Consider the following 18955-nt stretch of genomic DNA (forward strand, 5'->3'; position numbering starts at 1 on the left):
GAGATCGCGGTCCTTCCCGGACTTCGCCTGCGTGATCCATTTTCGCATCGGTGCATTACGAATAGTTAAACGAAAAATTGGGAGGGCTTTGCCCTCCCAGACAGAATGATACGCCGGCAACGTATCCGAGGCTCAGTGCTGCGGGGCCCCGACGTGAAGATGGGCATGGTAGCTCGAACGCACCAGGGGGCCGCTCTCCACGTGGCGAAAGCCGCGGCGCAGCCCCTCGGCCCGAAAGTGGGCGAACTCCTCTGGCGTCACGTAGCGATCCACGGGCCAGTAGCTCGAGTCGGGAGCCAGATACTGCCCGATGGTCACCACGTTGACATCAACGGCGCGCAGGGCGTCAAGCACCTCGAGCACCTCGGCATTGGTCTCGCCGGCCCCGACCATCATCCCACTCTTGGTCACCAGGTGGGGATCGAAGGCGCGAGCGCGGGCCAGCAGTTCCAGACTCTGCTCGAAGCGGGCGCGGGGGCGGAAGCGCCGGAAGAGCCGCGGCACGGTCTCGATATTGTGGTTGAGCACATCAGGACGGGCGTCCAGCACCATCTGGAGGGCGTCCCAGTTGCCGTCGAAGTCAGGGATGAGCACTTCGACCTTACATTCGGGCACGCGCTCGCGGATCAGGGTAATGGTGCGGGCAAAAATATGCGCGCCCCCGTCGGGCACATCGTCGCGGTTGACCGAGGTGAGCACGGCAAAGCGCAGCCGCAGGTGGGCCACCGACTCCGCGACCCGTTCCGGCTCGCTCTCGTCAATTGGCTGCGGCTTGCCTTTGCCGATGGCGCAGTAGCGGCAGCCGCGCGTGCAGATGTCCCCCAGGAGCAGGAACGTCGCGGTCCGGTGGTTCCAGCACTCGCCGATGTTGGGGCAACGGGCCTCCTCGCACACAGTATGCAGGCCCTTTTCGCGCATCAGGCGGTGCACATCGGCGTAATTCGCGCCGGAGGGCGCGCGGGCCTTCAGCCATTCCGGGCGCCGCGGGCGCGGCGCGGGCGCGGGGTCGCCGGCCACGCCAATCGCAGAGAGGGGGATCAGTTCAGCCATAGCACCTGTTTCTAGCCAGAAGGGGAAAGCCGGTTCTTCCCCGGGTCTGTCTGAGGCGGAACCCTCGGGGTAGCCACAACCCGGAGGGTTGCGCTACAATTGTACCCCATCTTCGGGGTAAAGCTCGACGCCAAAGACCGCCGCGAAGTGCCTGAGCAGGGTTGAGGCCACGGCATCAAGGGGCGGGGCATGGCCGAGCAGGCGCTCCAGCGAGGTAACGGCGCGATCGGCGATCCCGCAGGGCACAATCTGGGCGAAGCCACTCAGGTCGGTGCTGACGTTGAGCGCAAAGCCGTGCGAGGTGACGCCGGAGGCGCTGAGCCGGACGCCGACGGCGCAGATCTTGGCCCGTCCCCCGGCGACCCACACCCCGGTCAGCCCCGGAACCCGCTCGCCTGTTACGCCGTAGTCCGCCAGGGTGCGGATGATCGTCTCTTCCAGCGCCCGCAGGTAGCGGCCAAGGTCGCCGCCGTGCTGGGAGAGCTTGAGGATCGGGTACCCGACCAGTTGCCCGGGGCCGTGATAGGTCACGTCACCGCCGCGGTCGCTGGCAACCACAGTCACGCCGCGGCGGTGCAGCTCGTCGGGAGACAGGAGCACGTGGGCGGGGTTGGCGCGCGCGCCAAGGGTGATGGTGGGGGGATGTTCCAGCAGCAGCAGCGTGTCGGGGATGCGCCCGGCCGAGCGCGCGGCGACCAAGTCACGCTGCAAGGCGAGAGCCGTCGCGTAGGGCAGCATACCGGGCCGGACGAGACGGATGGTGCGCTGGACGGTGGCGGTCATGCTTCCAGTATACCACCGCCCGGGGTAAAAGCTGTAGCGCAACCCTCGGGGTTGCGCTACAGGTCATTCTAGATTTCCTCGAAACCCCCACCGAAACCGCCGAAATCGCCGAAATCAGCTTCGGCCATCGGCAATTCGGAGGCCATATCCCCGGCGGCGGCGAAGGGGTCGCCGACGGCGTCAAAGAACGCCGCCGCGACCATGCTGCCGGCGAAACCGGCGGCGAAGCTCATCAGCAGCGTGCCCGCCAGCGACCCCGCGCCGCCGAGCATGCCCTGTCCAGCGGGAGCGGCGCCGAGCGCGCGCTCGACCGTGCCGGGGTTGCGCAGTTCGGCCCGCGTTGCCACGCGCGCCAGGGGCTGCGGCTCGCTGTCAGCCGGGGTGAGTCTGGCGCGCTCAGCCTCGGGCAGTTCGGCAGAGAGAGCCTGCAAGACGTAGGCCCGCTGCTCCGGGGTCATCTGCGCAAAGGCCTCGGCGTGGGCCTGCTCGATCGTCTCGGGGGGCGCGGTGCGGAGCATGTAGCGATAGCGTTGCAGGGCCAGTTCGTACTCGTCCGGAGTCGCGCCAGGAAGGCTCTGCGCAGGCGCCGAGCCATTGAAGCGAATCGGTCCCTCGCCAAATGAGACACGCCCACCGGCCGGCTGCGGGGCGAGCTGTTCCTTCCTGCGACCGAAGAGAAAGTCAAACCAACCCATTGGTTCATCCTCCACGTGTATACACTTCACACGACGCTGACCAGAGCATTCCTCACCTGTAACCGTACCAGCCGCCGCCGCGAGGTGCAAGGGGGCCTGATCCCCTCTTCAGGAGGGAGAAGCTCTTACCGGAACATTGTCACCTTTCCCCGCTGAAGGGCCTGGGAGGCCGCATCCTCCCAAATCGTTGTCGCCACAGGGGTTATCGAACCACAGGACCTATGGTACAATTGCGCTGCAACTTCCGTAGGAAGTATAACGTCTGAGAGCCTGGCGCCAGCAGGCTCATCCGCGATCAACGGCGATTGGAACAACTCTCGGCGCCGAGAGGGCCACATGCTACGCAAAACCGGAGGCTACTGGAGGGTTGTTGAGGAATGGATCAGTCTATCATCGCCGATCTGCTTGCCCACCCCCGTGTAAGAGAAACGCGCCAGCATATTCATCATAGTGTTCCGAAGTTCGATCATCTGCTCCGCGTCGCCCGCTACTCCTACATGCTCGCCCCCTGGATGGGCGCCGACCGGCGCACCGCCGTGCGCGCGGCCGTGCTGCATGACCTGGACTCGCGTCTCGGCACCCTGACGACCCACGGGGCGATCGCCGCCCGCGTCGCCGCCGAGATGGGCGAACCGGAGGAGGTGTCCCAGGCCATTGTGAGCCACATGTACCCGTTTGGCCCCCGCCCGACCACCCGCGAGGGCTGGGTGCTGGTGGTGGCCGACAAGATGGCCTCGCTGAGCGACCTCTCGGTGTTTGTGGGCGGGTTGTTCACCGGGCGCAGCCTGCGCATTCGGAACGAACTGCGCGCCAGCGATCCGTTTTACCGGAGCCGGACGGCCCGCCGCCGGCGCCGCCGCCTGATCGCGCGTCTCTGGCGCAGCCGTGGTCGCACCGCGCTAACGCCCTGACCGGCCTGACAGACTATGTAGCCCGATCGTTTCCGCAGCGCGGGCCGGGAAACGCCGGAGGCCGCGCTGCATGACCATTTTCCCCGGCTCCCACAGAAATACCACAGACAGCAATCCAAAATCCCAAATCCAAAATCCCCCTCACCCCTCGCGCTGCTCAAGCGCCTCCCGCAGCGCAGCCATCGGCAACCCATCGAGCACGTTCTCGTTGCTCCCGGCCAGGGCGCCCCAGCGCAGCAGCGCCTCACCAGGCAGGCGATAGCGTCGCCCCAGGTCGCCGAGCAGCCAGCGCAGGGCCTGCACCTGCATGTCGGTGCTCCCGGCGGGCTGCGCCGGCCACCCTGCCGGACGCTCCAGGGTGATAGCAATGCTGATCGCGTCCACGTTCACCTGCCGGCTGTTCAGGCGCACGACGCCCACGTGCCGCGCGGCCCGGCTCTCTTCCACGAGCCGGTAGACGCCCCCGGCGATACCGACGACATAGTGGGTCGCGAACCGCGCGCGGGGGTCGCTCATCTGCGCCAGGATGTGGGCGATCGCCCCGGCTACCGCGTGCAGCACGATCAACTGCACCCGCTGCCCGCCCCGCGGTTCCTGCGCCGGTGAGGGCGGCGTGAACGGAACGATGTGAAAGCCGTCGGTCAGCGGTGGAGCATAATCGCCAGGGATCACCATCGGCTCGGTGATGGGGTCGCCGGCGTCAGAGGTTGGAGCGCCGCCCAGCGGATCCGCCACAGTCTCGTCCACGCTTCCCAGCGGGGCTATCCCCTGGAGGGCCGCCAGATCGCGCAGGCGCCGCACGCGGCTCCAGTTTGGCACCAGGTTGAAGAGAGTGTCGAGGGCGTAGACTTGCAGCGCGAACGTCGCCCCTTCGATCTGGAGCTGGTATGAACCACACAGCGGCGAACCGATGCCAAAGGTGCGGGCAAGCTGGTGGAAGGCCCAGTCGGGGCGATAGCTCGTGCCCGCCTTACGGTAAGTCGCCGCAAGCAAGGCTTCGCGCAGCCGCAGCGTCGGCGGGTCGGCGGCCTGCGCCAGGTGGCTGAGCAGCCGCACGTCGGCGTAGTTCGAGGTGGGACTGTACAGCGTATCAACGGCGAAGACCTGGTAGGCCCAGGTCCGTCCGTCCACAGTGATAATCTCGCTCGCGCCGATCGGCGGCCCCAGGCGGTTGATAACGGCGAACTGGTGGAAGGCCCAGTCAGGACGGAAGGGCGAGCCGCCCGCCTGGTAGATGCGTTCGAGCAACTCGCGTCCGAGGCCGGCGGGCGGAATGCTGCCCCCCAGGAGGGCGGAGAGGGTCCGCACATCGCCCCAGTTCGGCACTTCGACGAAGAGCGTATCGCGGGCAAAGGGCTGGTAATTGATGCGCCTGCCAGCGATGGTCGCCGTCACACTTGGCCCCAGGGGCATGCCCAGCCCCTGCTGCACAGCGTACTGATGAAAGGCCCAGGCCGGATTGTAGCCCTGCGCGCCGGCCCGGCAGCGGTAACTCTGGTCGAGGAGGGCTTCGAGCAGGCGTTCATCAGCGGGGAGGTTACCGGTCGGAGGAGGGGGTGGCGGAGGAGGAGGGGTTCCCTCCAGGTAGGCTTCGACCTGACTCCAGACCCATTCTTTGGAGATGGCCCAACCGGGGCAACTCTTGAGGCTGGTATAATCGCGATGGAACGAGATCAGCGCGCGCGGCGGGATGCGCAGCCGGCGCGAGAGTTCGCCCATCACCGTCAGAGCGTGCCGCCACGTCGCTCCGGCAGGCAGGCGGGTGTCGAAGTAGCCCACCATTTCCAGGCCGATAGAGTACCAGCCCTGGGCGAGCGAGCCATTGCCCGCGCCGGCGTGCACCCCGATGTCACGCATGGGGGTGGCCAGCCAGATCCCGTCCTCGGCCACAAAGATGTGGGGGCCTGCGGGCCAGCCCTGGCTGGCGTAGAAGCGCTGCATCGCGCGCATGGTAGCCAGGCCGTTCCAGGTGGACTCATCGGGGCGAAAGGTGTGGTGCAGCACCAGCCGGCTGGGGGCCAGGGAACCGAAGTTGTAGGCTGCGACGTAGCGTTTCCACTCCTCGATGGTGAGGCGCCGGTTGATGAACGGCGGGCTGCCTTCGGTGGGGAAATCCGTCATTCGTGATCCCGGGATTCACGGCGCGTCGCCGCCCTCGCCAATGGCGCGCTGGGGGAAACGCACGCGAGCGCGGGTCCAGCCGTTTTGCTCGTCGCGTTCAAGGCGAAACTCGCCGTGCAGGTCCTCGTGAACCAGCGTCTCGATAATCTGGAGGCCCAGGCCGCTGCTGTGGGCCGGGCGGGGCGGCGGGGGGTGGCGGGGGCCGTCGTCACGTACTTCGACCGTGACCATGCCGTCCTGGAGGGTGGCTTCAACCTCGACGCAGCCACCTTCGACGGCCAGGCCGTGGGAGAGAGCGTTGCTGATCAACTCATTGATAACCAGGGCCAGCACCGTGGCGTCGCGTGAGCCGACACGCACCTCATCGCCCATGACCGCGAAGCGCACCGGGGCCTCCGTATTGACGAGAGTGGCCTGGGCGCTCTCGACCACCTGGCGAGCGACGGCATTGACCGTGGTGACGCCGACGTCTTCGCGGGAGAGCAAGTTGTGGATGGCGGCAATGGACTGGATGCGGGCGGCGCTCTCGCGGAGGGCCTTAGCCCCCTGGCTCCCCGGCTCCAGGCGGCGCAGTTGCATGGCCAGCAGGGCAGAAATTGTCTGAAGATTGTTGCGCACGCGGTGGTGCATCTCCTGGAGCAGGGCCGACTTGATCGCCAGGGCGCGCTGGCTCTCATCGTAGAGCCGGGCGTTCTCAATGGCGATGGCGGCTTCGTCGGCGAAGGTGCTCAGAAGGCGCACCTGCTCGTAGTCGAACAAGTGCGGCTGGCGCTTGTAGAGACAGATCCCGCCGATGGTGCGCTCGCGGGCGCGCAGCGGCATGCAGAAGAGCGAGTGGAAGCCCTCGCGGGCGGCGACGCTGGCCATCTCGGGGAAACGGGCGTCTTGATAGGCATTCATCACCGCCAGGGGCCGGCTGTCGCGCACCGTCTGAATGATAAACTCCCGCACACCGTCGCCCTCGCCGCCGTGACTGGCTACCAGTTGCAACTGGCCATCATCGTTCATCTGGAAGATCGCCGCCCGGTCAGCCTGGGCAAGTTCGACCGCCTTCTCGACGATCAGCGAGAGCACTCCTGAGAGGCCGATCTGCTCGGCAATACTCTTTGAAACCTGTTGCAGCGTGGTCAACTCGCGCAGCTTTTGATGCAGGCGCTCATCGGTCTGCTGGTAGAGCTGGGCGTTGGCGATGAAGAAGGCCAGTTCGCCGGCGGCCACCTCAACGAAGGAGATCTCCTCAGCGGTAAACTCGCGGGGGCCAATCGTCTGCACAGTGATCACCCCCTGGAGCTTGTCGGCGCTAAACTGGAAGCGCTCGGCATTGAAGAGCACGATGGGCACGGCGAGCATCGAGCGGAACGGCTCCTCGCCCAGTTGCGGCTCGGCCTTGAAGCGCGGCTCCTGCCACACATCGCGCACGCTGACCGGGTGGCCCAGTTGCGCGGCCCAGCCGGTCACTCCCTGCCCCAGGCGCGAGACCACCTGGCCGATCGCGGCGCGGTTGAGGCCCCGTGCGGCCCGCAGCACCAGTTCGTCACGGTGCTTATCGTACAGATACACCGAACAGGCCTCGACTCCCACCACCTGAGCCACGGTTTCCACAACGGTTTGCAGCGAGGTGTCGAGATCCAGGGTCGAATTAGCGGCCGAGATGATGCGGTGCAGGCCATTCAGTTCGGTGGCGCGCGCGAGCAGGCGCGTTTCCCACTCACGAGTGCGCTGCTCTTCCTGGGCCGCGCCGTAGGCCAGCAGCAATTCGCTAACCACCAGGCCCTGGGAGAGCTTAAGGCGGGCCGCGATGTTGAGACCCACCTCGGTCAGCACCTCGGCGGCGCCGCCCTGGGCGTACCAGAGCGCGCCGATATGACGCAAACCGCTAACGCGGGCGTCCTGGCTGCTCTCGCGTTCCAGTTGTTCGATCAGTTCGGCAATCCCCGGCGACGTTTCGCGCAGGGTCGCCAGCAGATCCGGCGGCTGCGAAGTGACAACGTCGTACATACCGGGTTGGACAGCGGTGGCCAATGGTTGGTTGCTCATATCGTGCATATCATTATACGAATGATGAGAAACCGGCGCAACTGCAGGGAAACCTGCAGGGCAAACCCAGGTTTGCCCTATGCGTGGTTCTGCCGGGGAATGGGCTAAACATTGACGGCCAGACGGGGAGGCGCGTACAATAGCGGCGTTCCGCGGCGGGGCCAGTAGCAGGGAGAAACTCCTATGACCGAACGGGTCGGATTCATTGGTCTGGGCATCATGGGCAGCGGCATGGCCGCCAATCTGCTCAAGGCCGGCTTTGATCTCACCGTCTGGAACCGCACCCCCGAGCGCGCCGACGCGCTGGTGGCCGCCGGGGCCAGGCGCGCCGCCAGTCCGGCGGATCTGGGCGCGCAGTGTTCGATCATTTTTTCCTGCGTCAGCGACACGCCCGACGTCATCGAGGTCATTCTGGGCGAGCAGGGGGTGATTGAGGGCGCGGCGCCCGGCGCCCTGGTGGTGGATATGAGCACGATCAGCCCGCGAGGCGCCCAGACCATCGCCGCCGCCCTGGCCGAACGGGGGGTGCATTTCCTCGACGCGCCGGTGAGCGGCGGCAGCGAAGGCGCGGCCCGCGGCACGCTGAGCATCATGGTCGGCGGCCCCGCCGACCAGGTGGCCCGCGCCATGCCCTGTTTTCAGGCCATGGGGACCACTATCACCCACGTCGGCGGTCACGGCGACGGGCAGACGGTCAAGCTGGTCAACCAGATTCTGGTGGTCGGCACGATGCTGGCGATCAGCGAGGCGCTGGTCTTTGCCCAGGCCAGCGGGGTGGACCTGGAGAAGACCCTGCAGGCGGTAAGCGGGGGCGCCGCCGGGAGCTGGATGCTCTCCAACCGCGCCCCGCAGTGCCTGCGCCGCGACTGGCGTCCCGGCTTCACCATTGACCTGCAGCAGAAGGATCTGCGCCTGGTGTTGCAGGCCGCCGATGAAGTGGGCGCGCCGATGCTGGCGACGGCCCAGGTCTTCCAGTTATACCGCACGTTGCAGGCCGCCGGCCTGGGGCATGAAGGCAACCATGCCCTGGTCAAGGCCCTGGAGCGCCTGGCGGGCGTCGAGGTGGGCGCGAGGCAGGAGTAGGGAGATCGCCATAAACATTGTGAAGGCCAACGCCTCTGCGAGGGAAACCGCGAGGATCGCGAAGTCTTTCGGCAACCCCGCCCCCTCCCCAACCCTCCTCCGCTAGGGGAGGGAGTCTGGCGCCCGCCTCCCCCAACGGGGGAGGTTGCGAGGGGGGCGGCAATGCAAGGAGACTTCGTTCCCAGGCTACTCGTCCCGCACCTTAACTTCACCCGCGCCGCCGGACACCCAGGATGCTCGCGTCCCCGGCATAGATCGTCAGGCGCCGGCGGTTACGAATACTATACCAGGACACGCGAGGCGCGCCAATCAGCTCACCACCACGGCAATGGAGGGATCGCTGATCAGGTAGCGGATCGCGATCACGTCGCCTACCCGGTAACGCTCGTACAGCTTTTGATTTTTCTCGGCGCGCGTCACGATCACCGGCGACTGGCCCGCTCCTTCGGCCTGAAACGCGTAGGCGACAAAGTAGGTCGTATCGCCTTCGTAGTCTTTATCCGTCCAGCGGTCGAAGATCACCCCCGAGGTCTGGCGCCCATATTGATGCATCCGCTCCCAGAGTTTTGCCGCGTACATCCTGCCGGGCACTACTACAAGCGCCATCAGGAACAGCATACTACCTACGATACTGCCTAGTCCATGCGCGGCCTGCCGGGCGTCTGGTAGTATCACGACCAACAGGATTAATCCTGCCGTCATTGCTCCAGGTAAGACGATGAACCACATCGCCAGCTCAGAAAGCACCGAGCGCCAGGGGGCCATCTCCAGCGTCTCGGAGATCGCCGGACGCTCCAGCGTGGTGTAGTCGAAGGACAGGCTAGCAGGTGAGCCGGGCGCCGGATCGGGCGGCGCGACCGGCGCTTGCCGGTCAACGCTGGCGATAGCGGGGGACGGCGGGGCCAGAACGCTGGCGGTGTTCGCTCCGGAACGGGCCAGGTACGGAACGAGATCGGCGCCGCAGGCGTCGCAGCGCGTGCTCGGCCCTTTGAGCCGCGCGCCGCAACGGGGGCAGGTGGTGAGGCGGGATGACATGGCGGGATCTCCTTCGCTGCTCTCCAGTATGTCTCTCAGAGCTTGCCGCATACGCGGTGCACGGTGACGCAATGGCGCGGAGGCCCAGAGCATCACAGGCATTAATTGCCAGCCCCTTGCGTCTTCGCGTCTGTGCGTCAACCTTGTCCGAGCATGCCGCCGGCGGGAACGGCGCCGGACGCGCCGCAGCCGACCCCGGCAGCCCCAGCATACCCCTGGCGCGCTACGGACCCGTAACTGCCGGGCCGACCTCACAAGTCTGTCAGGTCCGGGTCGAGCGCCAGGGGTCGCGCAGCCGCCTTACGGCCCAGCGCGGGGGCGGATGTTGCGCCGGTACATGTTCAGATTTACCGCAGAGCACGCGGAGGAACGGAGAGGCTGCGCTTTTTGAAGCCCTCTGCACCCTCTGCGGTGAGGGCGGATGCATAAGGTTGACGCTTCCCGACGCCATGCGCTACAATGTTCGACTGTACGCCCCCGGCGCGCCATCATCCGATGGGGCGGCCTTCCGGGTTGACCAGGGCAAAGATAGTGTATGCAAAAGCTCTCCTCGGCCCAGATCCGTGAGAAGTACCTGACGTTCTTCGAGCGTCGCGGCCATGCCATCGTGCCCAGTTCCTCGCTGGTGGTGGCCGATGACCCTACCCTGCTCTTCGCCAATTCGGGCATGGTCCAGTTCAAGGATGTGTTCCTGGGACTGGAGCAGCGCCCCTATAAGCGCGCTGTCACCGCCCAGAAGTGTCTGCGCGTCAGCGGCAAGCATAACGATCTTGAGGAGGTCGGCCCGTCGCCGCGCCACCATACCTTCTTTGAGATGCTGGGCAACTTCTCGTTCGGCGATTATTTCAAGGCCGAGGCCATTCGCTTCGCCTGGGAATTGCTGATCGAGGAGTTCGGCCTGCCCGTCGAGCGGCTCTGGTTCACGGTCTTCGAGGGCGACGCGGAGATCCCCGCCGATGATGAGGCTGCGCAGTTGTGGGAAGCGGTGGGCGCCGATCCGTCGCGTATTCTGCGCTTCGGGCGCAAGGATAATTTCTGGGTGATGGGCGATACCGGCCCCTGTGGCCCCAACTCGGAGATTACCTGCTACATCGGCGATGATCTGTCGCGCATGCGCGCCGAGGGCGTCAATTCCGACGACCCGGATTATGTCGAGATCTGGAACCTGGTGTTCATGCAGTACGACCGGGCGACGATGCGACGCCTGGGGGCGCAGTCGGTGGATACGGGCATGGGCCTCGAACGGATGGCGATGGTGCTCCAGGGGGTCCATTCGACCTACGAGACCGATCTGCTGGCGACGATCATCAGCCGGGTGATCGCCGCCCGCGGCAGCGATGAGGCCCACTACCGGGCCAACCTGGCGGCCTACCGGGCGATTGCCGACCATAGCCGCGCCACGGCCTTTTTGATCGCCGATGGGGTGCTGCCCGGCAACAGCGGGCGCTCCTACGTGTTGCGCCGCATCCTGCGCCGCGCCGTCTACCAGGGGCGGACGATCGGCTTCGAGCGCCCGTTCCTGGCCGATGTGGTTGATACGGTGATCGAGGAGATGGGCACGGCCTATCCTGAGCTGCGCGCCCGGCGCCAGTTCATCCTTGAAGCCACCGACAGCGAGGAGCGGCAGTTCCTGCGCACCCTCAACGGCGGCATTACGCGCCTCAGCGCGGTGATCGAGCAGGTGCGCGCCGCCGGCGGCACGATCATCCCCGGCGCCGATGCGTTCGTGCTCAAGGACACCTTCGGCTTCCCGCTGGACCTGACGCAGAAGATCGCTGCCGAGCAGGGTCTGGTGGTGGACGAGGCGGGCTACGAGCTGGCCATGGACGAGCAGCGCCAGCGTTCCCGCGCCGCGGCGCAGTTCAAACGCGGCGCCGAGGCCGAGGTCTGGGCCGAAGCCAGCCTCCCGCCGTCGGAGTTCCTGGGCTACACCGATCTTAGCGCCGAGGCCAGCGTGCTGGCCATCGTCTCGGCGGGCGACGAGCTGCGCGAGGCCGGGCCGGGCCGCCAGGTGCAGATCGTCCTCGACCGCACGCCGTTCTACGCCGAGAGCGGCGGGCAGGTGGGCGACACCGGGCTGATCCGCGGCCCGTCCGGGGTGGTGCGCGTGGATGACACGCTGCGCCCCGTGCCGGGGCTGATTGTGCACTACGGCGTAGTCACGGAGGGGAGCATCGCCGTCGGCGAGGTCGTTCGGGCGACGATTGACGCCGAGCGGCGCGCCGATATTCAGCGCAACCATACTGCCACCCATATGCTCCACCGCGCGCTGCGCGACGTGCTCGGCGAACACGCCGCGCAGGCCGGCTCGCTGGTGGCTCCCGACCGGCTGCGTTTCGATTTTACCCATACCCGCCCGCTTGAGCACGAGCAGTTGCGCGAGATCGAGGCGCGCCTCAATGCCTGGGTGCGAGCCGATGGGGCGGTCCGCTGGGAGATTACCGACTACCAGACGGCGATGGCTCAGGGCGCGATTGCCCTCTTCGGCGAGAAGTACGGCGACCGGGTGCGCGTGGTGACCATCGAGCGCGGCGCGAACGGCGTCGAGCGCATCGCCACCCGCGACAGCCGCGAACTCTGCGGCGGCACCCACGTCAGACGCACCGGTGAGATCGGGTTTATCCGCATCGTCAGCGAGGGCAGCGTTGGCAGCGGGCTGCGGCGCATCGAGGCCCTCACCGGGCGGGGCGCCGAGGCCTGGGTTGAACAGCAGGCTCAGATCCTGCGCGACCTTGCCGAGCGTCTCGGCGTGCCTCCGGCTCAGGTGGCCGACCGGGTGGACCAGTTGATGGCTGAGGGCCGGCAGCGCCAGCAGGAACTGGCCGGCCTGCGCGCGCGCATCGCCCGCGCCTCGCTCGACAGTCTGCTCCCCCAGGCCCGCCAGGTGGATGGCGTGCGTGTTCTGGCGGCCCAGGTAGAAGCCGACGACCCGGCCCGGCTGCGCGAGATGGGCGACTGGCTGCGGGACAAGCTCGGCAGCGCGGTGATCGTACTCGGTGCGGTGGTGGGCGAACGCCCGCAGATCCTGGTGATGGTCACTCCCGATCTGGTGCAGCAGGGCTACCACGCAGGCAATCTGGTCAAGTCCCTGGCGCAGATCGTCGGCGGCGGCGGCGGCGGGCGCCCGGATATGGCCCAGGCCGGAGGAAAGGATGCCGCCAGTCTCCCCGACGCGATCGCTCGAGCACCGGAGCTGGTCGCCTCCCAGGGGCGAAAGTGAGCGCGGCATGACGACGGAACCTGTGGCCGTGGTGCCGGTGCTGCCCGAAGACAGCGCCGATGATGTTCTGGAGAAGTTGCGCGGCGTCGAGGCCGGGCATGTGCAACTGCTGGTCACCGAGGGCGCCGTGGTGATGCGCCGCGCCGAGGTCGCCGAGGCCATCCGCAAGTTCGGCGCGAAGGCGGGCATGGCGCTGACGGTGATCAGCTCGGATCCGAAGGTCATCCAGGCGGCCCGACGGGCGGGCCTGGAGACCCTGACCGTGCAGCACGCCCGCGTCCTGCCCCCCGGTCTCGACAACCGTCCGCCGCGTTCCGCCAGTCCTTACGCCACCCGCCCCGTGCCGCGCGCCGCGCCGCCCGGTCCCGACGCCAGCGACGAGGAGGTGCTGCGAGCGGCGCTGGAGGGTGACGTGGCCGCCGCGCCGCCTCCCCCAACCGTTGAGCCCGCGCCGCGCCGCCCTGAGCCTGCGCCGCGCCGCCCTGAGCCTGCGCCGGCTGCGCGGCGTCGCGCCTGGCCGATCTACGCCCTCAGCGCGCTGCTGTTGCTGTTGCTGGCGGCGATTGGCGCCGTGCTCTTCCTCGGCGGCCGCGTGAGCGTGACGGTAGCGCCGCCTGCCCGCGCCACCACCTCGGCGCCGTTCACCGGCCTGCCCGTGCCTCTGCTCGGCCCCGGGGCCGGGGTCTCCAGCACAGCGGTGCTCGCCGAGCCGATTGTCAGCACGGTTGCAGTGACCACCACCGGCACGGTGACCGAGGGGACGCTTACGCCCGTGGGCAGCGCCGAGGGGCCGGTGACCATCCTCAACTCCAGCGGGCAGGCCATTTTGCTGCCTGCGGGCACCGAGTTCGTGGCCATCCGCTCCGACGGGCAGGAGGCGCCTTTCATCAGCGCCGCCGATGTGCTCGTGCCCGCCGCCACCACCGCCGACCAGGGCGCGCAGATCGTGACCACCCGCGGCCAGGCCCAGGTGACAGTCACCGCCCGCTCGCCGGGGAGCGCCTCCAATGTGGAGGCCAACACCATCCGCCGCATTACGCCACCCGGCGGCCCCACCTTTAACGTCTCTGCGGGCAGTCTGTTGGTGCAGCACCCGCCCCTGACCGGGGGCAGCGAGGAACTGGTGTACATCGTCAAAGAAAGTGATGTGCAACCACTCCTCGCTCCGGCCCTCGAGCAACTGGACGCCGAGGCGCGCCGGCAGCTCAGCGGCCTGGCCCAGGCCCGCGGCCTGGCACTTGATGTCAGCACGATCAACCCCCGCCGCAGCGATCTGGAACAACTCCAGGGCTTCACCCAGTTCGTCAACCCGCCGCTGGGCGCCCCGGCTGACCCGGCCAATCGGCGCTTTGAACTCATCCTGCAGGCGAGCTACAGCGCCCTTGCCACCCCGCCGGAGCAGCCCCTGAACGTCCAGTTCGGTCCGGTGGTGACCGAGCAACTGCGCCAGGCGGGCCTGATCCAGCCGGGCGAGTGTCGCGCGCCGGTCATCACCGATTGGCGATGGGATGGACAGACCCTCTTCGTTGACGGCAGCATTGAACCCGATACGGTCAGCCCGCGCTGCCAGGGAGGGATCGAACCTGCCGTTCTGGAGCAGGTGCGCGAGGCGGTGCGGGGCAAATCGTATCAGGAGGCCGATGCTGCGCTGCGCGAACTGGCCGCGCGGGGGCTGATCGGCGACTACCGCCTGCCCGATGTGGCGCGCATGCCCCGCTTCGGCTGGCAGATCGGGGTGGAGGTCGGCAAGTAAGGTCTGCTTCGGACCTGAACGTATTAGCCTGGCCGTTGTTGCCTCTTTGCACATAACCAGTCTGTGGAGGTGTGGAGGTGTGGGGGTGTGGGGGTGCAGATCATACAGTCAACTGGTTCGATGCACGCAAGCACATGTGACCTCGGCTGATAATGTGGTCCACAGCTCTACATCTCTACACCTCCACAGCTCTACATCTCCACAGCTCTACATACCTCCACGGCTCTACACGATCAACGCGAATCACAAGCGCCTGACGGTCTCGTCGTGGACAGGGAGGCGTCATGGCCCGGGACGAACGGCGCATTATGGGGCTTGACGTGGGCGAGCGGCGCATCGGCGTGGCCCTGAGCGACGCGGAAGGACGCCTGGCCTCTCCGCTCACCACCATCAACGCGCACCCCGTGGCCCAATGCGTGGAGCGCATCGCCCGTCTGGCCGCTGAATACGCCGTCAGCGAACTGGTGGTGGGCCTGCCGCTGACCCTGCGGGGCGAGATTGGCCCGCAAGCCCGTGCGGTGCAACAGTTCGCCCGGCAGCTCGAGGAGCGCCTGGGGCTGCCGGTGCACCTCTTCGACGAACGCCTGACCACCGCCGCCGCCGACCAGTTGCTCCGCGAGACGGGCCTCAAGCCCGAGAAGCGCAAACAGCAGGTAGACCAGGTCGCCGCGGCGATTATTTTGCAGGACTTTCTCGATCAGCGGCGCGGGGCGGAGGGGTAAACGCTTTTCCACAGCTAGGGGTATGGGGAAACCGGGTTTCCCCACACCCCTTCAACGGGCGGTGGGGCTACCGATCCTTACCCCACCAGGTAGGGGGTATGGGGAAACCTGGTTTCCGCACACCCCGTCAACCGGCAGCGGGACTACCGGTCCTTACCCTCCGCCGCCAGGCAGGGGGTATGGGGAAACCTGGTTTCTCCATACTCCTTCAACCGGCAGTGGGATTATCGATACCTTACCCTCCCCCACCGAGCGTAGCGCGGCGGGGGAAGGTGAAGACAAGACGCCTATGGACGCCACCGAACTCGAACAACTGCTCAGCGCGGGCGAGGGGCCGGGAGTGGCCTTCGCCCGCGAGCGGGCGCGGCCCGACGAGCTTGCTGAAACCCTCGCTGCTTTCGCCAACGGGCGTGGCGGCACGCTGCTGCTGGGGGTGAGCGGGCGCGCGCGGGGCCGGGTGGAGGGCATCGGCGATGTCGCCGCTGCGCGCGATCTGGTGCTCGAGGCGGCCCTCTCCTGCACCCCGCCCCTGATCCTGCCCCTGCCGCAGCCGGCGACCCACGAGGAGCGCACCCTGCTCGTCGTCAGCGTGCCGGCGGGCCTCTCGCAGGTCTACGCCGTGCGGGGCAAGTACCTGCGGCGCGAAGGGAGCGCCAACCAGCCCCTGCCCCCCGAGGCCCTGCGGCGCCTGCTCCTCGAACGGGGCGAGGTAAGCTGGGAACGGGAGACGCCCCCCGGCGCGACCCTCGACGAACTCGATCCGCTCAAAGTGAGCGCCTACGCGCGGCGCATCGGCCCCGAGGCCGAAGCCGACCCCCTGAGCCTGCTCCAGCGCCGGGGCTGCATCGTCCGGCGCGATGGCGCGGGAACCCCTGTGGTCGCGCCGCGCGCCGAGGGGGAGGGCGGCGCCGGCGCGCTCTCCGAGGCGGAGGCGCGGGCCGCGTTTGCGCCCACCAATGCCGGGCTGCTGCTCTTCGCCCGCCAGGTGGAGGCCCGCTACCCCCAGGCCGAGATCACCCTGGTGCGCTACCGCGGGCGCGACATGGCCGACGCCTTCGAGCGCGAAGACGTGCGCGACACCCTGGTTGAGGCGCTGCGCCGGGCCGAACGCTGGCTGATGGAGCACATGCGCAAGGGCAGCCGCATGGTCGGCCTCGAACGTCAGGACTGGACCCAGTTCCCCCCCGGCGCGGTGCGCGAGGCGCTGGTCAACGCTGTGGCCCACCGCGACTACAGCGTGCGCGGCGAGGGCATCCGCGTCTCGCTCTTCAGCGACCGCCTGGAGGTCTACTCACCGGGCCGCCTGCCCGGCCACGTAACGGTGGAGAACATCGTCGAGGAGCGTTTCTCGCGCAACGAAACCCTGGTGCAGGTGCTGGCCGACCATGGCCTGATCGAGCGACTGGGCTACGGCATTGACCGCATGCTGCGCCAGATGGCCGAGGCCGGCCTGCCCCCGCCGATCTTCCGCGAAACCGCCGCTGGCTTCCTCGTCACCCTGATCGGCCAGCCCGTGGAGGACCTGAGCGTCGAGGGGCTGGACACGCGCGAATGGGCGCGCATGGGCCTCAACGAGCGGCAGATCGCCGCCCTGCTCTTCGTGATGGACCAGCGGCGCATCACCAACCGCGACCTGCAGGAGCAGTTCCCCGAGGTCAGCGCCGAGAGCATCCGCCGCGACCTTGCCGACCTGGTCGAGCGGGGGATGCTGTTGAAGATCGGCGACAAACGGGCGACGTACTATATTTTGAAGTGATGCGTGGCGGGGGCGGGGAAACCGGGTTTCCCCGCTCTTGTAGCACATTTAGCGCAGCCCGGCCGCGCGCAGCAGCGCGTCGGCCCAGGCTGCGTCGTCGTCTTCGAGCGGAGGGTCAGGGGTGGCGCGGTAGTCTATGCGCGCATCATACCCGGCGCGATCATACAGATCGTGCAGGATACGGTTAAGCTCAAGCTCCGGCTCCTTATCGCCCGGACGCAGCGGCACGCGAATAGCGGGCAGGGGCTGGCGAAGCGTACCGATCAGCAACTCGGCCCGGGGCCGCTGGTCGGCGCGGCTGACCAGGATGCGGTAGTCGCCGCGTTCGGGCGCGCCGCGGAGCGGCATAGCCTGACCGCCGCGCAGCAGGTCAATCTCAACCAGGTGGGTCATCGAAGCCAGCACCGCCCGCCGTTTACGCAGGTAAAGCTCGCGTCCCTCGCCGGGGCGCTTATTCGTGGGCGAGAGGATCTCGATCAACGTCACGACCTGGTGATTGGCGACCGAGCGCACCTCCAGGTAGGTTTCGCGAATCTGGTCAGGCAGATCCAGCTCGACGATAATTGCGCCCATCTCACCGGCGCGCTGCGGCTGGCTCGCTGGCGCCTCGCCGCTGGAGGACCGGATCACCGCCGCGTGGGCTCGCCCTGCCAGCACAAGCTCGCCCGGCTCGACGATGTAGGTGCGCTCCTCAATCGCAACGTAGTAATCAGGGCGCACCTGGGGCTGGAGTTCATCACGCAGGGCGACGATCAGGCTCTTGTGCAGATCCGGCCAGAGGGCCGGACGTTCGAGGAACGGATCCATTCCAGGAAAGGGTGATCCCATCGCTCCTGCTCTCGCGTGATGCGCCGCCGGGTGAAGGGTACTGGTGGCTTAGAATCACCAGTCCGTTCTTGCCTAACGTGAGCAATGACAGTAACTCTGCGGTAAGAGCAGGTGTGTACGATGAGACTGATGCAACGGTCATTCTTGATCCTTTCGCAGCAGTTTACTGTAACCGGCGACTACTTCGCTGAGCCTGTAATAAAAGTGAACAACAGCTGGGGCGGGATGCAAGGAGCTAACCGCGTAACTTTCAGTGTTCGGAGGTAGGGCGCTAAGCTCGCTTTGTCGCTGGTTCAGGCGGGAACAGGCGGACGCATAGCCGTCGAAAACTATAGGAAGCCATAGCAGGCGAACGCCTATCCGTCTAACCACGCGCATGCAGCAATCAGGCGGACACGTCGCGGCCGAACAGCGCGTGGAGCGGTGTTAGACGGACATTTATCCCTCTAAAACCGCACAGGCGGGGATAAGCGGACGTGGTCAGTCCACTTCATGTTGGGCGGCGCCAGGTCGCGTGTGAGTTTCGGACCATGATCACTCGTCAGTCAGAAGACAGCTTTGGGTGTGGACACTGTTGGCCCTCATCGGCCAATGCCGCATGGCAGGCTCGAGCTCGCCTGAGCTGCGAAGTTGAGTTGATTAATGAATCGCACTTTCACGTCATGATTCTCGTCTGTCCCAAATGCTCGCAACGTTTTGTCTCGGTGTTCACGGAGCAGATCGATTGGGTGGAAGGCGAAGATCCCCAGTCCTGGACGCTTCTGCCCATCACGCCACCGGAAGCCGCGTCTCTCAGTCAATTAGGAAGCGCGCTGACAGAGCCAGGTCTGCATGCCCTCGGCCAGGGGCGGCGCAGCCTGCGCTGTGACTACCCGAAGGAGGCGGGGCCGCGCTGCTTTTGGAGCACTGGCATCCACGTATTGCTCCATGACTGAGTGTTCGGAGTCGTGCATGTTGCCGC

General features: G+C 67.0%; 13 protein-coding genes. 6 read left to right on the forward strand and 7 right to left on the reverse strand.

Annotated elements, in window-relative coordinates:
- Positions 1 to 132: 132 nt before the first annotated feature.
- The 3 genes from lipA to NZU74_19600 all read right to left on the reverse strand — a co-directional run bounded on the left by lipA (position 133) and on the right by NZU74_19600 (position 2528).
- Entirely contained in the window at positions 133 to 1050 is a 918-nt protein-coding gene (gene lipA / locus NZU74_19590) for a lipoyl synthase (GenBank protein ID MCS6883538.1), read from the reverse strand.
- A gap of 93 nt (positions 1051 to 1143) precedes the next feature.
- Positions 1144 to 1833 (reverse strand): lipoyl(octanoyl) transferase LipB, encoded by a 690-nt coding sequence (lipB, locus tag NZU74_19595; protein MCS6883539.1) that lies wholly within the window; start codon positions 1831 to 1833, stop codon positions 1144 to 1146.
- Positions 1834 to 1901: 68 nt separating this feature from the next.
- The gene (locus NZU74_19600) at positions 1902 to 2528 is read right to left on the reverse strand and encodes a hypothetical protein (protein MCS6883540.1); all 627 of its coding nucleotides are present in this window, start codon (positions 2526 to 2528) and stop codon (positions 1902 to 1904) included.
- A gap of 377 nt (positions 2529 to 2905) precedes the next feature.
- Here NZU74_19600 and NZU74_19605 point away from each other — a divergent pair, with 377 nt between their 5' ends.
- Entirely contained in the window at positions 2906 to 3439 is a 534-nt protein-coding gene (locus NZU74_19605; GenBank protein MCS6883541.1) for an HDIG domain-containing protein, read from the forward strand.
- Between the two features lie 141 nt (positions 3440 to 3580).
- Here the strand turns inward: NZU74_19605 and NZU74_19610 are convergent, their stop codons facing one another.
- Both NZU74_19610 and NZU74_19615 read right to left on the reverse strand, forming a co-directional pair.
- Positions 3581 to 5560: an N-acetylmuramoyl-L-alanine amidase gene (locus NZU74_19610; protein MCS6883542.1), complete on the reverse strand. Its 1980-nt coding sequence runs from the start codon at positions 5558 to 5560 to the stop codon at positions 3581 to 3583.
- Positions 5561 to 5575: 15 nt separating this feature from the next.
- Positions 5576 to 7597, reverse strand: a complete 2022-nt coding sequence (locus tag NZU74_19615; protein MCS6883543.1) for a GAF domain-containing protein — start codon at positions 7595 to 7597, stop codon at positions 5576 to 5578.
- A gap of 183 nt (positions 7598 to 7780) precedes the next feature.
- Between NZU74_19615 and NZU74_19620 the strand changes: the two genes are divergently transcribed.
- A complete protein-coding gene (locus NZU74_19620; GenBank protein ID MCS6883544.1) occupies positions 7781 to 8680 on the forward strand; it encodes an NAD(P)-dependent oxidoreductase in 900 nt (299 codons plus the stop codon).
- A gap of 309 nt (positions 8681 to 8989) precedes the next feature.
- Here the strand turns inward: NZU74_19620 and NZU74_19625 are convergent, their stop codons facing one another.
- Complete coding sequence (locus NZU74_19625; GenBank protein ID MCS6883545.1) at positions 8990 to 9715, reverse strand: hypothetical protein; 726 nt, start codon at positions 9713 to 9715, stop codon at positions 8990 to 8992.
- Between the two features lie 535 nt (positions 9716 to 10250).
- Here NZU74_19625 and alaS point away from each other — a divergent pair.
- The 4 genes from alaS (at position 10251) to NZU74_19645 (ending at position 17166) form a co-directional block, all read left to right on the forward strand.
- Positions 10251 to 12935: an alanine--tRNA ligase gene (gene alaS / locus NZU74_19630; GenBank protein ID MCS6883546.1), complete on the forward strand. Its 2685-nt coding sequence runs from the start codon at positions 10251 to 10253 to the stop codon at positions 12933 to 12935.
- Positions 12936 to 12942: 7 nt separating this feature from the next.
- Positions 12943 to 14688 carry a baseplate J/gp47 family protein gene (locus NZU74_19635; GenBank protein ID MCS6883547.1) on the forward strand — a complete coding sequence of 582 codons (1746 nt, stop codon included), beginning with the start codon at positions 12943 to 12945 and terminating at the stop codon, positions 14686 to 14688.
- A 284-nt stretch (positions 14689 to 14972) separates the two neighbouring features.
- Positions 14973 to 15410, forward strand: a complete 438-nt coding sequence (ruvX, locus tag NZU74_19640; protein MCS6883548.1) for a Holliday junction resolvase RuvX — start codon at positions 14973 to 14975, stop codon at positions 15408 to 15410.
- A 289-nt stretch (positions 15411 to 15699) separates the two neighbouring features.
- Positions 15700 to 17166, forward strand: coding sequence for a putative DNA binding domain-containing protein (locus NZU74_19645; GenBank protein MCS6883549.1), 1467 nt, complete (start codon positions 15700 to 15702; stop codon positions 17164 to 17166).
- 48 nt (positions 17167 to 17214) lie between these two features.
- Here NZU74_19645 and NZU74_19650 read toward each other — a convergent pair whose 3' ends face one another.
- On the reverse strand, positions 17215 to 17994 hold the full coding sequence (locus NZU74_19650; protein ID MCS6883550.1) for a DUF4058 family protein: 780 nt from the start codon (positions 17992 to 17994) through the stop codon (positions 17215 to 17217).
- Positions 17995 to 18955 lie beyond the last annotated feature (961 nt).

Source organism: Chloroflexaceae bacterium, assembly GCA_025057155.1.
Taxonomy (GTDB): domain Bacteria; phylum Chloroflexota; class Chloroflexia; order Chloroflexales; family Chloroflexaceae; genus JACAEO01.

Excerpts from the sequence above, each read along its gene's own strand:
- NZU74_19610 (MCS6883542.1), bottom strand. The coding sequence starts at position 5,560 with ATGACGGATTTCCCCACCGAAGGCAGCCCGCCGTTCATCAACCGGCGC.
- NZU74_19645 (MCS6883549.1), top strand. The coding sequence starts at position 15,700 with ATGGACGCCACCGAACTCGAACAACTGCTCAGCGCGGGCGAGGGGCCG.
- lipB (MCS6883539.1), bottom strand. The coding sequence starts at position 1,833 with ATGACCGCCACCGTCCAGCGCACCATCCGTCTCGTCCGGCCCGGTATG.
- lipA (MCS6883538.1), bottom strand. The coding sequence starts at position 1,050 with ATGGCTGAACTGATCCCCCTCTCTGCGATTGGCGTGGCCGGCGACCCC.
- ruvX (MCS6883548.1), top strand. The coding sequence starts at position 14,973 with ATGGCCCGGGACGAACGGCGCATTATGGGGCTTGACGTGGGCGAGCGG.
- NZU74_19620 (MCS6883544.1), top strand. The coding sequence starts at position 7,781 with ATGACCGAACGGGTCGGATTCATTGGTCTGGGCATCATGGGCAGCGGC.
- alaS (MCS6883546.1), top strand. The coding sequence starts at position 10,251 with ATGCAAAAGCTCTCCTCGGCCCAGATCCGTGAGAAGTACCTGACGTTC.
- NZU74_19625 (MCS6883545.1), bottom strand. The coding sequence starts at position 9,715 with ATGTCATCCCGCCTCACCACCTGCCCCCGTTGCGGCGCGCGGCTCAAA.
- NZU74_19605 (MCS6883541.1), top strand. The coding sequence starts at position 2,906 with ATGGATCAGTCTATCATCGCCGATCTGCTTGCCCACCCCCGTGTAAGA.
- NZU74_19635 (MCS6883547.1), top strand. The coding sequence starts at position 12,943 with ATGACGACGGAACCTGTGGCCGTGGTGCCGGTGCTGCCCGAAGACAGC.
- NZU74_19600 (MCS6883540.1), bottom strand. The coding sequence starts at position 2,528 with ATGGGTTGGTTTGACTTTCTCTTCGGTCGCAGGAAGGAACAGCTCGCC.
- NZU74_19650 (MCS6883550.1), bottom strand. The coding sequence starts at position 17,994 with ATGGGATCACCCTTTCCTGGAATGGATCCGTTCCTCGAACGTCCGGCC.
- NZU74_19615 (MCS6883543.1), bottom strand. The coding sequence starts at position 7,597 with ATGAGCAACCAACCATTGGCCACCGCTGTCCAACCCGGTATGTACGAC.